At 69.1% G+C, this 12,706-nt stretch carries 10 protein-coding genes; 6 read left to right on the top strand and 4 right to left on the bottom strand.

Annotated features, from left to right (window positions below; translation table 11 throughout):
* Window positions 1-43 precede the first annotated feature (43 nt).
* From ACOZ4O_RS06045 to ubaA, 3 genes are read left to right on the top strand one after another with little or no spacing between them, the layout of a single operon-like run.
* Entirely contained in the window at window positions 44-3,118 is a 3,075-nt protein-coding gene (locus tag ACOZ4O_RS06045) for an FAD-binding and (Fe-S)-binding domain-containing protein (protein WP_424524415.1), read from the top strand.
* A gap of 24 nt (window positions 3,119-3,142) precedes the next feature.
* Complete coding sequence (locus ACOZ4O_RS06040; RefSeq protein ID WP_424524414.1) at window positions 3,143-4,120, top strand: PLP-dependent cysteine synthase family protein; 978 nt, start codon at window positions 3,143-3,145, stop codon at window positions 4,118-4,120.
* 30 nt (window positions 4,121-4,150) lie between these two features.
* Window positions 4,151-4,966 carry an SAMP-activating enzyme E1 gene (gene ubaA / locus ACOZ4O_RS06035; RefSeq protein WP_424524413.1) on the top strand — a complete coding sequence of 272 codons (816 nt, stop codon included), beginning with the start codon at window positions 4,151-4,153 and terminating at the stop codon, window positions 4,964-4,966.
* 101 nt (window positions 4,967-5,067) lie between these two features.
* Here the strand turns inward: ubaA and ACOZ4O_RS06030 are convergent, their stop codons facing one another.
* Both ACOZ4O_RS06030 and ACOZ4O_RS06025 read right to left on the bottom strand, forming a co-directional pair.
* On the bottom strand, window positions 5,068-6,456 hold the full coding sequence (locus tag ACOZ4O_RS06030; protein WP_424524412.1) for a dihydrolipoyl dehydrogenase family protein: 1,389 nt from the start codon (window positions 6,454-6,456) through the stop codon (window positions 5,068-5,070).
* A 24-nt stretch (window positions 6,457-6,480) separates the two neighbouring features.
* Complete coding sequence (locus tag ACOZ4O_RS06025; RefSeq protein ID WP_424524411.1) at window positions 6,481-7,497, bottom strand: AIR synthase family protein; 1,017 nt, start codon at window positions 7,495-7,497, stop codon at window positions 6,481-6,483.
* A 68-nt stretch (window positions 7,498-7,565) separates the two neighbouring features.
* Here ACOZ4O_RS06025 and ACOZ4O_RS06020 point away from each other — a divergent pair, with 68 nt between their 5' ends.
* A complete protein-coding gene (locus ACOZ4O_RS06020) occupies window positions 7,566-8,186 on the top strand; it encodes a 2'-5' RNA ligase family protein (protein ID WP_424524410.1) in 621 nt (206 codons plus the stop codon).
* On the opposite strand, the gene ACOZ4O_RS06015 is transcribed toward ACOZ4O_RS06020, so the two are convergent.
* Entirely contained in the window at window positions 8,180-8,986 is an 807-nt protein-coding gene (locus ACOZ4O_RS06015; RefSeq protein WP_424524409.1) for an alpha/beta fold hydrolase, read from the bottom strand. The two genes, ACOZ4O_RS06020 and ACOZ4O_RS06015, sit on opposite strands and share 7 nt — an antisense overlap.
* A 78-nt stretch (window positions 8,987-9,064) precedes the next feature.
* Between ACOZ4O_RS06015 and ACOZ4O_RS06010 the strand changes: the two genes are divergently transcribed.
* A complete protein-coding gene (locus ACOZ4O_RS06010) occupies window positions 9,065-9,358 on the top strand; it encodes a hypothetical protein (protein ID WP_424524408.1) in 294 nt (97 codons plus the stop codon).
* Between the two features lie 30 nt (window positions 9,359-9,388).
* The gene (gene nucS, locus ACOZ4O_RS06005; RefSeq protein ID WP_424524407.1) at window positions 9,389-10,090 is read left to right on the top strand and encodes an endonuclease NucS; all 702 of its coding nucleotides are present in this window, start codon (window positions 9,389-9,391) and stop codon (window positions 10,088-10,090) included.
* On the opposite strand, the gene mutS is transcribed toward nucS, so the two are convergent.
* On the bottom strand, window positions 10,087-12,669 hold the full coding sequence (gene mutS / locus ACOZ4O_RS06000; protein ID WP_424524406.1) for a DNA mismatch repair protein MutS: 2,583 nt from the start codon (window positions 12,667-12,669) through the stop codon (window positions 10,087-10,089). The genes nucS and mutS overlap by 4 nt on opposite strands.
* Window positions 12,670-12,706: the final 37 nt, after the last annotated feature.

Below are 12,706 nucleotides of genomic sequence, written 5' to 3'. Positions count from 1 at the left end.
CGCGACCGTCCGGCTTTACACCCCCTGGCGTTCTACCTCCGCCATGGCAATCGACCCCGCCGCCGACTCCCGGGCGGCGTACGACTACGCGAGCGACGACGTAGAGCGCCCCGACCTCGTGGACGCGCTCTCCCGCGTCGTCGACGGCGACGTGCGCTTCGACACGTACACCCGTCAGCTGTACGCGACGGACGCGAGCGCGTACGAACTCACGCCCGTCGGCGTCGTCTTCCCCGAGAACGCCGCGGACGTGGAGGCGACCGTCTCCTACTGCGCGGACCACGACATCCCCGTCCTCCCCCGCGGCGGCGGCACGAGCCTCGCCGGCCAGACCGTGAACGAGGCCGTCGTCCTCGACTTCTCCCGACACATGGACGACGTGCGGTCGGTCTCCCCCGAGGACGCCCTCGTCACCGCACAGCCCGGTATCACGCTCGGCGACCTCAACGCCGACCTCGCCGAGCACGGCCTGAAGTTCGCGCCCGACCCCGCGTGGGGCGATAAGTCCGCGCTCGGCGGCGCAATCGGAAACAACTCCTCGGGCTCGCACTCGCTCGTCTACGGGAAGACCGACGCGTACGTCGAGTCCCTCGAGGTCGTGCTCGCCGACGGCACCCGCACCACGTTCGGCCAACTCAGCGTCGCCGAACTCCGCGAGCGCGCCGACCCCGACGGCGACCGAGACGCCCAGATTTACGCCGAAATCGAACGCCTCCTCGACGACGACCTCGACGAAATCCGCGCCCGGTACCCGGACATGAAGCGGAACGTCTCCGGGTACAACCTCGACTACGCGTTCCGGGACGCCGACGCGGACGGCGGCGTCGTGAACGTCGCCGCGCTCCTCGCCGGAAGCGAGGGCACCCTCGGAATCATCACGGAGGCGACGGTCTCCCTCGAACCCGTCCCGGAGACGAAGTCCGTGGCGTTGTTCGCGTACGACGACCTCGTGGACGCCGTCTCGGACGTCGCGCCGATACTCGAACACGACCCCGCGGCCGTCGAACTCGTGGACGACGTGCTGCTCGACCTCGCCGCGGACACCGAGGAGTTCGCTGACGTGGTCGGCATGCTCCCCGAGGGAACGGGGAGCGCGTTGCTCGTGGAGTTTTACGCGGAGAGCGACGACGACGGACGTCAACAGGTCGCCGACCTCGTCGCGGACCGCGCGCCCGGCACCGAAACCGAGGTCGCGCCCAGCGAGGACCACGCGGTCGCGGACGCGCCCGTGTACGCGACGCACGCGACGGAAGCCCACGACGAGGAGAAACGAGGTCGGTTCTGGAAGATGCGGAAGGCCGGGATGCCGATTTTGCTCTCCCGGACCTCGGACGAGAAACACATCTCGTTCATCGAGGACTGCGCCGTCCCGCCCGAACGCCTCCCCGAGTACGTTCAGGACTTCCAGGACGTGCTCGACGCCCACGACACGTTTGCGTCCTTCTACGCGCACGCTGGTCCGGGCGTCCTCCACGTCCGCCCCTTGGTCAACACGAAAGCCATCGACGGCGCGGAGACGATGGAGTCCATCTCCGACGCGGTCACCGACCTCGTCGTCGAATACGGGGGGAGTGTCTCCGGCGAACACGGCGACGGCCGCGCGCGCACCCAGTGGAACCGGAAACTGTACGGCGACCGCCTCTGGCGGGCGTTTCGCGACCTCAAGTCCGCGTTCGACTCGAACTGGCTCCTCAACCCCGGTCAGGTCTGCGGGTTCGACGACACCGAGAGCGCCGACGCCGCCGGCCTCCCCGAACGCGCGACCGCGGTGTCGATGACGGAGAACCTCCGGTACGGCGCGGACTACGAGTTCGACGCCGGGTTCCAGCCCACGCTCTCATGGGAGAACGAGAACGGCTTCCAGGGGATGGCCGAACTCTGCCACGGCTGCGGCGGCTGCCGCGGCAGCCAAGAAGCGACGGGCGGCGTGATGTGCCCGACGTACCGGGCCGTCGACGAGGAAATCCAGGCGACCAGGGGCCGCGCGAACCTCCTCCGGCAGGCGATGAGCGGCGACCTCCCCGAGGACGAGCAGTTCAGCGACGAGTTCGTCACGGAAGTCCTCGACCTCTGCATCGGCTGCAAGGGCTGCTCGCGGGACTGCCCGAGCGAGGTCGACATGGCGAAGATGAAGGCCGAACTCACGCACGAACACCACCAGCGCGAGGGCGCGAGCTTCCGCTCCAAACTCTTCGCGAACATCGACACGCTCTGCAAGGTCGGGAGCGCGACCGCCCCCGTCTCGAACCTCGCGACGAAACTCCCGGGCGCGCGCGAACTCGGCGAACGCCTGTTCGGCGTCTCGAAAGACCGCACGCTCCCGTCGTTCTCCCGGGAGACCTTCCACGACTGGTTCGACGCCCGCGGCGGCAGTCGGGTCCCCGAATCCGACGCCGACCACGCGGTCGTGTTGGTCGCGGACACGTACTCGAACTACTGCACGCCCGCCCCCGCGAAGGCCGCCGTTCGCGTCCTCGAAGCCGCGGGCGTCCACGTCACGCTCGCCGACCGCACCGACGTCGGGCGGCCCGCGTTCTCCAAGGGCTTCCTCGACGCCGCCCGCGAACGCGCCGAAGCGACCGTCCGCGACCTCGCGCCCGCCGTCCAATCCGGGAAGGACGTGGTGCTCGTCGAACCGTCCGACGCCGTCATGCTGCAGTCCGACTACCACGACCTCCTCGACGGCCGCGAGATGGAGCGCGTCAGCGACCACGCGTACGGCGTCCTCGAATACCTCGACCGCCACCGCCTCGACGAGGACCTCGCGCTCGCGGGCGACGCCAGCCTCGCCTACCACGGCCACTGCCACCAGAAATCCACGAAGAAAGACCACCACGCGGTCGGCGTGCTCCGCCGCGCCGGCTACCAGGTGAACGCCCTCGACTCCGGGTGCTGTGGGATGGCCGGGAGTTTCGGCTACGAAGCCGAACACCACTCGATGAGCATGGCCATCGGCTCCATCCTCGAAGACCAAGTCTCGGGAGCCGACGTGGACGAAGTGGTCGCGCCCGGCGCGTCCTGCCGCACCCAACTCACCGACCTCGACGACGCCCCCAACGACCCCCGAACGCCCATCGAGGCGTTCGCGGACGCGCTCGCGGACGGCCCCGGCGCTTAATCCCCCGGCGCGCAATCCTCGGGTATGAGCGCGGAGTCAGCGGTCGGCGACACGCCGCTCGTCGCCCTCGACCTCGACGTGACGCCCGACGTGTACGGGAAGGTGGAGTGGCTGAACTTCCACGACCAGCCGTACGGCGGCGGGAGCGTGAAGTCCCGTATCGCGGTGTCGATGCTGGACGCCGCCGAATCCGCGAACGAGATAGGGAGTCGGACGATTCTCGAACCGTCGAGCGGGAACACTGGTCTCGCGCTGACGCGGGTCGGCGTCGCTCGCGGCTACGGCGTGGAAATCGTGAGCTACGAGGGGACGAGTCGGACGAAACTCGACGCCATCCGGGACGCTGGCGGCACCGTCCATCTCGCGGAAACGTATGAGGGGATGCTCGCAGAGGCCGACCGACTGCTCGACTCCGGCGGGTATTATCGGCCCGACCAGTACGCGAACCCCGCGAATCCACGCGCGCACGAGACCGGAACGGGTCCCGAAATCCACGAACAGACCTCGGGCGAGGTGACGCACTTCGTCGCCGGCGTCGGGTCCGGCGGCACCATCACGGGCGTCGGTCGCGCGCTCGCACCCGAGGGCGTCGAAATCATCGGCTACGAACCGCACGCGCCCTATCACGCCATCGACGGCCTGAAATTCATGCGCGGACGGCGGTTCGAGACGCCCGCCGTCTACGACGAGTCCGTGCTCAACGACCGCCTCGACATCTCCACTCGTGCGGCGTACGCGCACACGCACCGCCTCCGCGGCCGCCACGCCGACCGAATCGACATCCGTGACCTCGGCCAATACGATGAATCCGTGGTTCGCGAGCGCCTGCGCGTCGACGGCGACTTCCTCGTCGGCGCGTCCGGCGGCGGCGCTGTCGCCGCCGTCCACGAACTCGACCGGCGCGGCCGCTTCGACTCGGAGGACACCGTCGTCGTTCCGCTCCCTGACAGGGGCGACCGCTACCGGACGCTCCCGCCGTGGGGGCGGTTCTGCCACCGATAGTCGTTAGGCCGCCCGACGACAACACGGAGTATGAGCGGTCTCGACCTCGACCCCACCCAACTCGACCGGTACTCCCGTCACATCATCATGGACGACGTGGGTCCAGAGGGTCAGCGACGCCTCCTCGACGCGGACGTGCTGGTGGTCGGCGCGGGCGGCCTGGGCGCGCCCGTCATCCAGTACCTCGCCGCCGCCGGCGTCGGCCACCTCGCAATCGTGGACGACGACGCCGTCGAACGCTCGAACCTCCAGCGCCAGATAATCCACGCCGACAGCGATATCGGCACCCCGAAAGTCGAGAGCGCGCGCGACTACGTCGAATCACTGAACCCCGACATCGCGGTCGAAACCCACCACACGCGACTCGACACCGAGAACGCCCACGACCTCGTCGAGAACCGCGATTTCGTCGTGGACTGCTCGGACAACTTCTCGACCAGATACCTCGTGAACGACGCCTGCACACTCGAAGACGTTCCCTTCAGCCACGGCGCGATCTACCGCTTCGAGGGCCAGGTCGTCACGTTCGACACGACCGAGGACTCTCCGTGCTATCGGTGTCTGTTCCCCGAAGCACCGCCGGAGGGGACGGTGCCGGACTGCGCGACCGCGGGCGTGCTCGGCGTCCTCCCTGGCACTGTCGGGTGCATTCAGGCCACAGAGGCCGTCAAGCGCCTGCTCGACCACGGCGACCTCCTCGACGGTCGCCTCCTCTTCTACGACGCCGCCGACACCACGTTCCAGGAAATCGACTTCGAGCGCGACCCCGACTGCCCGGTCTGCGGCGACACTCCCGAAATCGAGAGCGTGCGAGAGGTCGAGTACGCCGACGGTTGTAGAGTTTAAGTAGGAAGCCGCGGCCAGCGGGCGGCGTGCCCTGACTTGGGCCGTGCGCGGGCTACTCCGGAAGGGCGGCGCGTCGCGCACGGATTCGGGAGCGCCGCCTGCTAGCCCAGCGTGGATTTCGCGTCCCGGAACAGTCCGTCCAGGAGCTCGGGCGTCGTCGGATGGTACGCGCGGTCGGGGAGGTCGCGCACGTCCATCCCGTTCTCCACGACGACCTGCAGCGTCTTCGCCATCACGTCCGCGTGGTGGTGGAGGCCGTGATACCCGAGCACGGTCCCGTCCGCGGCGACGACGAGCTTCGCCCACCCCCACGGCACCTGTTTCGACTTGAAGATGCCGTCGCTGCTCGCCTCCCGGGAGACCGTTACCACGTCCTCGTATCCCCGGGATTCGGCTTCCTCGACCGTGTATCCGACCGACGCGTACGGGTAGACGCCCGCACCCGCGAACATCACGTAGTGCGGAATCGGGTCGTACGCCTCCAGCGACTCGCCCGCGTGCTGACGCAGGACGTTCTCGCCCGCGATGTATCCTTCTTCCTTCGCCATGTGGAGTATCATGCGCTCGCCGAGAACGTCCCCGGCTGCGAACACCCACGGCGCGTCCCGCGACTGCATCGTGTCCGCCACCCAGTCGCCGGTCGCGTCCCCGCCCGCGTTCTCCAAGCCGACGCCGTCAACCGCGGGTTCGCGGCCCGTGAAGCAGAACAACTGGTCCGCGTCCACGTGACTACCGTCGTCGAGGAACAACCGCACGCCGTCATCGCGCTCCTCGACCGCGGTCTCCCGTACCTCCGTCTTCACGGTCACGTCGAACTCATCCCTGTACAGTTCGAGGAGTTCGTCGCCGATGCGGTCGTCCGCGCGGTCGAGCGGCCGCGCGTCGTGCTCGATGACCGTGATGTCCATCCCCGCGGCCTCGGTGAGGTACGGGACGAGTTCGACGCCGACGTATCCGAACCCCATCACCACCCCGGAGTCGGGGAAGTCGGTCGTGTCCAGCACGTCGCGGCTCCCCATCCAGTCCACGTCCTCGATACCGGGAACGGCGGGGACGTCCAGGTTCGAGCCGGTGGCGACGACGACGTAGTCCGCGTCCACGCGGTCGCCGCCGATTTCGATCTCGTGCTCGCCGACGATACGGGCCGTGTCGTGGACGAATGTCACGTTCTCGCGCTCCGCGAGCTCGTGCACGGCGTTCCGGCGGTGTTCCGCGAACCCGAGTACGCGGTCGTTCTTCGTCTCCACGGTGTCCGCGAGGTCGACGGACAGCGCGTCAGCGCCCTCGATGCGGTGGTCGTGGCGCGCCTGGTGCGCGTGCTCGGCGGCCGAAAGCAGTTCCTTCGACGGCATGCAGCCGCGGAGGATGCAGAGGCCGCCGCCGGGGTCGCCGTCGTCGACCAACGTCACCTCGAAGTCGGAGTCAGCGAGCGTCTCCGCCGCCGCGACGCCGGCGCTCCCGTACGCACCGATGACGACTACGTGGGGCATACTCGAAGAACGACGGCTGCGAAGTTAGGCGTTCGGCCCGCGGCGGTCCTCGTCGCGGAGTGCGGCGTACGCCGGCCAGAACGGATCCGATTCGGGTTCCGGGAGCGGACTGCCGTCGACGCGGACGCCCGAGTCGGTCACCCGTCCCACGTCGGCGGCGGGTATCCCTTCGGCGGCGAGTGCGTCCACGACGGCCGCGCTGTCGCGCGCGGCGAGCACGACCGTCCCGGAACTCGACGCCGTCCACGGGTCGATATCCAGGTGTTCGCAGACTTCGCGCACCCCGGGTGAGGTCGGCACCGCCTCTCGATCGATTTCGAGGCCGACGCCGCTCGCGGCGGCGAGTTCGTGGAGGCCGTTCGCGAGGCCGCGCTCGGTCGCGTCGTGCATCGCCGTCACCTCGCCGGTCGCCGCCGCCGCGAGCGCGTCCCGGACGGGCGACGCGTCCCGCAGGCGCTCTCGCGCCGCGTCGACGGTCTTCCCCGGGAGGCTGAGACGGTCGCCGAAGACGCTCGCGATGATTCCGACGGTTTCGATTGCGGGGCCTTTCGTGACGACGACGCGGTCGCCCGGGGTCGCGCCGGTGGGGAGAACGAGATCGTCGCGGTCGCCGAATGCGAGCGCTGTCGCGCCGCCGACCGTCGGGAACGAACACCCCTCATACGCGCCCGTGTGGCCCGTGACGATGCTCGTTCCGAGGTCGCGCGCCTCCGCGTCGAACACAGAGAAAATTTCGCCGACGAACGCGGAGTCGGCGTCGAGCGGGAGGTTCCAGTCGAGAGCGAGGTGCGTTGGCGGGAGGCCGGAAAGCGCCACGTCGGAGACGGCGATGTGGAACGCGAACCACGCCGCGTCCCGGACGCCGAGGTCGCCGAGCACGAACAGGGGGTCGCTCGCGAGCGCGAGCACGCGGTCGCCGAGGTCGACAGCGCCGAAGTCCGCGCCGTGCGTCGGTCCCAAGAGCACGTCGTCGCGCTCCGCGCCGAGGTTCGGCGCGACGTGTCGGTCGAAGAACTCGCGGCTCGCCTTCCCGTGGTTCATACACGCCCTCGTTGCTCTCGCGGCGTAAGCGGTTCGGGATTCAAGTGGGTGAAGCAACGACTCCGCGTGTGAGCGACCTTGCGACCTCGCCCGCCGCGTTCTGGAACCGCCGCCGCGACCTCACACCCGAGCCGGTTACGCCCGCGGACGAGTCCGCACGCCACCTCGTCTTCCTCGCGGACGTGGGTGGCGCGCTGACCGAGCCCTGCACCGGTCTCGACCAGTTCGACTGTCTCACCGTCGCGCCGCCGGACTACCACCACGTCACTGTCACTGTCGTCGGGAACGTCGGCGACTCGATTTCCGAATCGGCCGAGGAACGCATCCGAGACGCCGCCCGCGACGCGTTCGTCGACATCGACGCGTTCGACGTCTCCTTCCCCCGGTACAACATTTTCCCGACCGTCGTCTACGCTGAAGTCGACGACAGCGGTGCGTTCGCCGCGTTGAACGACCGCGCGTGCGCAATCGACGACGTGCCAGTTCACGACCGCGACGACGCGTTCGTCCCGCACGCGACGCTCGCTCAGTTCACGGACGACTCCGACTACGACGAACTCCTCGACGTCCTCGAAGCGAACCGGTCGCTCGAAGCGAGAGCGACCATCGATGAAGTGGAACTGGTCGCCGTCGACCCGTCTGTTCGCTTCCCCGACTTCGAAACCATCGAACGGTATCCGCTTCAGTAGACGCGGTCGAGGAAGTCGTCGAGCGCGTCGTTCACCGCGCTCGGGTTCTCGCAGTTCGAGGAGTGCCCGGCCTCCGGAATGGGTTCGAACGTCAGGTCCGGAATCCTCTGGTAGGATTCGCGGGCTTCCTCGATGCCGAGCGTGGCGTCCTCCTCGCCGTGCACCGCGAGCACGGGCACGTCGATTTCCGCTACGTCGTCGCGGAGGTCGTCGCGGCCGAGCCACGAGTCGACCTCGCCCTTCACGGCGTCCCCGGGATACGTTGTCCAGCGGTCCACCCAGGCGTCCACGAGGTCCGTTCGTTCCTCGCGAGTCGTCTCGCCGAACAGTTCGTGCGTGACGGGTCGCGCGGCGTCCTCGGGGACGGCGGGGAGGCCTTCGAGCGCGTCCACGGTCTGCCCGTGGCGTTCGCGGTCCTCCGCCGAGTGCGGTTTCGCCATCGAGTCGATGAGAACGAGTCCGTCGAGCCGGTCGGGGTGCGTGAGTGCGAACTTCAGTCCCATGAATCCGCCCATGGACATGCCGGCGAGGACGCAGGAGTCGATGCCTTTCGCGTCGAGGAAGCGTTCGGTGTCGGCGACCAAGTCGTCGAGGTCGTAGTCGCCCGCGTACCGGTCGGTTCGAGCGCGAAGGTCGAACGAGACGGTTCGGTAGTCGTCCGCGAACGCGTCCAGCTGGGGCGCGAACATCGTGCGGTCCATCAGGGTGCCGTGCGCGAACACGACGGCGTCCCCGCTTCCGCGGTCGGTCGAGACGGTTTCGGCTCGGTGCGTGTACAGTGGTGCGCCATCCCGTGACATACCAATTCCTTAATGATTATCGTGTATATAGATGGGTGTCGGCGAACCGTTATCCGCGTTCGTCGCCCATCCTCGCCCGTGACCGACGACGCCGACGCCGTGCGGGACGCGATGACGCCGCTCGAACCGTACACCACCGACGAGGTGGCGTCCCGAATCGACCGTACCCGGGACGCCGTGAAACGCGCGCTCCGCGCGCTCGTCGAATCCGACGACGTCCGCCGGAAGTCCGTCGGCGACCGCTCCGTCTGGATTCGCCGCGCCCCCACCTACGCGTGCCCCGACTGCGAGTACGAATTCCAGGTGAAACCCCTCCATCCCGTGCTCACCACGGCGACCTACTGCCCGCGCTGTGGCGCGCGCGTCGAATAGCGTAAACCCCCGCACGCCCTCCCCTCGGATATGACTGATGCGGCGTTCCTCGCCGACCCGACGCCCGCCGAGGCCGCCGACGCCGTCCGCGAGGCCGACGACCGCACCGTCGCGCTGTACGGCGCGTGCGAACTCGCGTACGACGGCCGCGCCACCAGCACCCTCCCCGCCGGCCGCCGGCACGTCCTCCGCAAGCCCGACGGCACCCTGCTCGCGCACGCCGCCACCGGCCACCAGCCCGCGAACTGGCTCGCGCCCGGTGCCTCCCTCACGGTCTCCGTCGAGGACGACGAACTCCTCCTGCGCGGCGAACGCGACGGCGAAACCCTCGACTGCCGATTCACCCGAATCCACCACGTCTCACTCCTCCCGCTGGACGACGCCGACGCCGAAGTCTCCGGGACCGAAGAAGACCTCCGCGAGCGCGTGCTCGCCGACCCGGACCTCGTCTCCGAGGGCTTCCGGCCGCTCGCGACCGAACGCGACACCGCCGCCGGTCCCGTCGACGTGTACGGCGAGGACGCCGACGGCACGCGGGTGGTCGTGGAACTGAAACGCCGCCGGGTCGGCCCCGACGCCGCGAGCCAACTCGACCGGTACGTCGACGCGCTCGAACGCGACCTCCACGCCGACGCGGACGTGCGCGGCGTGCTCGTCGCGCCCTCCGTCACCGACCGCGCCCGTCAGTTGCTCGCGGAGGCCGGCCACGACTTCGTCCCGCTCACCCCCTAGAGCCGGCGCTTCAGTTCCTGCAGAACCGTCATCGCTTCGAGCGGCGTCGTCTGCGCCAAGTCCACATCCCGCAATGCGTCCTCGATGTCGCTCGGCGCGCTCCCGCCGTCCGCCTCCTTCGCGGCCCGTTCGCTGGTCGAGTCGGCGACGGCGTCCCGCTCGCGTTCGCGCTCCACGAGTTCGCGCGCACGGTTCACCACGTCGTCGGGGACGCCCGCGGCCTTCGCCACCTCGATGCCGTAGGACGCGGTCGCCGCGCCGTACGCCACGTCGTGCCGGAACGCCACCTCGTCGCCCTCCTGGGTCGCGGGGAAGTGGAGGTTCACCGCCTCGTCGAGATTGGTCGCGAGGTCCGTGAGTTCGTGGTGGTGGGTCGCGAACAGGGTCTTCGCCCCGGTCTCGTCGTGGATGTACTCGGTGATCGCGCGCGCGATGGCGAGGCCGTCCGCCGTGCTCGTCCCGCGCCCGACCTCGTCGAGGAGGACGAGCGAGTCATCGTCCGCGTCCCGGAGGATGTCCGCGAGCTCCGTCATCTCCACCATGAACGTCGAGCGGCCGCCCGCGATGTCGTCGCTCGCGCCCACGCGCGTGAACACACGATTCAGAACGCCGAGTTCCGCGGACTCCGCGGGCACGAAACTCCCGACCTGCGCGAGCACGCAGACCAGCGCGACCTGCCGCATGTACGTGGATTTCCCGCTCATGTTCGGGCCGGTGATGACCGCGATTCGCTCGTCGTCGCCGAGGTGGACGCCGTTCGGCACGAACCCGTCCTCCGTGCGCTCCACGACCGGATGCCGCCCGCCCTCGATGTCGATGGGCGCGCCGGCCTCCCGCATCTCGGGCCGCGAGTAGTCGTACTCGGCTGCAACCGTGGCGAGCGAGCACAGCGCGTCGAGTTCCGCGACCGCGGCCGCAACGTCCTGCACGCGCTCGGCCTCCGCCGCGACCGACTCCCGCACCGCGACGAACAGCTCGTACTCGCGGTCGTCCGCCCGCCCCTCCGCGCGCACGATTTCGTCCTCTCGCTCCTTCAGTTCGGGCGTCACGTACCGTTCCGAGTTCTTCAGCGTCTGCCGTCGCTCGTAGCTCTCCGGGACGTGCTCGGTGTTCGCCTTCGTCACCTCGATGTAGTAGCCGTGCACGCTGTTGTGCCCGACCTTCAGCGACTCGACGCCCGTGCGCGCTTTCTCCGACTCCTCGAGGTCCCGAATCCACTGCTTGCCCTCGCGCTCCGTCTCTCGGAGGTCGTCCAGTGTCTCGTCGTAGCCGTCCCGGACGACGCCGCCCTCCGTGAGTTCCTGCGGCGGGTCGTCCACGATGGCGTCCCCGATTTCCTCGCGCACGTCCGAGAGGTCTTGGAGGCGCGCGCGGAGGTCGCGGAGCTTCCCGGAGTCGGCGTCCGCGAGCAACTCGCGGAGCGTGGGAATCACGTCGAGCGTCGTCTGCAGCGACCGGAGGTCGCGGGCGTTCGCGCGCCCCCGCGACACCCGCGAAATCAGCCGTTCGATGTCGTACACGTCCCGCAGGGCCTCCGCGAGTTCCTCGCGCGTCCGGAGGTCGCCGCGGAGTTCCTCCACGCCGTCCAACCGGGCGTCGATGCGGTCTCGGTCGACGAGCGGCCGCCGCAGCCAGTCCGTGAGCTTCCGGCGGCCGAGCGCACACGAGGTCTCGTCCAGCACGTCCACCAGCGTCGTGCCCTCGCGGCCGTGCACGCTCCGCGGTTCGAACAGTTCGAGGCTGCGGAGCGCGACCGCGTCGAGCACCATGTAGTCGCGCGGGTCGTAGCGCGTGAGGTGGTTCAGGTAGTCGAGTTCGTCCTGCTGGCCGGCGCGCGTGTACTCCGCGTACGCGAGGAGCGCGCCGCACGCCCGAATCTCGCTGTCGCCCGCGAGGCGTCGTTCGGGCGCGCCGAAGTACGCGTCGAGCTTCTCGCGCGCCCGCGCGGAGTCGAAGGCGTCCTCGCGGAACCGCGTCACCATGCAGTCCGCCGCGAACAGGTCGGTGTCGACGCCCGGTTCCACCACGGCCTCCGCGGGCGCGAATCTCCCTACTTCGTCCCGGACCTGCTGTCGGGAGTCCGCGCTCGTCGCAACGAAGTCCCCCGTTGACACGTCGAGGAAGGCGAGCCCGTAGGTTTCGCCGCCGGTGAGCGCGGCGACGAAGTTGTTCTCGTCGCCGCCGAGGAGTTCGTCCTCCGTCACGGTGCCCGGCGTGACGATTCGGGTGACCGCGCGGTCGACGAGGCTATTCGTCGCGTCCGCGTCCTCCACCTGGTCGGCGACCGCGACCCGGTAGCCAGATTCGAGCAGCGTCTCGATGTAGGGTTCGGCGTTGTCGATGGGGATACCCGCCATCGGATAGGTGCCCGTGGAGTCCTCGCGGGCGGTGAGCGTGATTTCGAGCACGCGGGCGGCCTCCTCCGCGGCCTCGCAGAACGTCTCGTAGAAGTCCCCGACCTGAAAGAGGACGAGCGCGTCGTCGTAGCGCTCGCAGAGGTCGAGGTACTGAGAGAGCATCGGCGTCAGTTCCTCGCGGCGCTCCGCCATCTTCTCGGGAGCGCCGAGCGCCTCAGTCATACCCGGAACGCAGGGGGTTCGGCCGGAAATAGTCGTC

This window comes from Salarchaeum japonicum (assembly GCF_049705945.1).
Taxonomy (GTDB): domain Archaea; phylum Halobacteriota; class Halobacteria; order Halobacteriales; family Halobacteriaceae; genus Salarchaeum; species Salarchaeum japonicum_A.
Note: the sequence above shows the minus strand (reverse complement) of the source record. Positions and strands in the feature narration are given on the sequence as shown.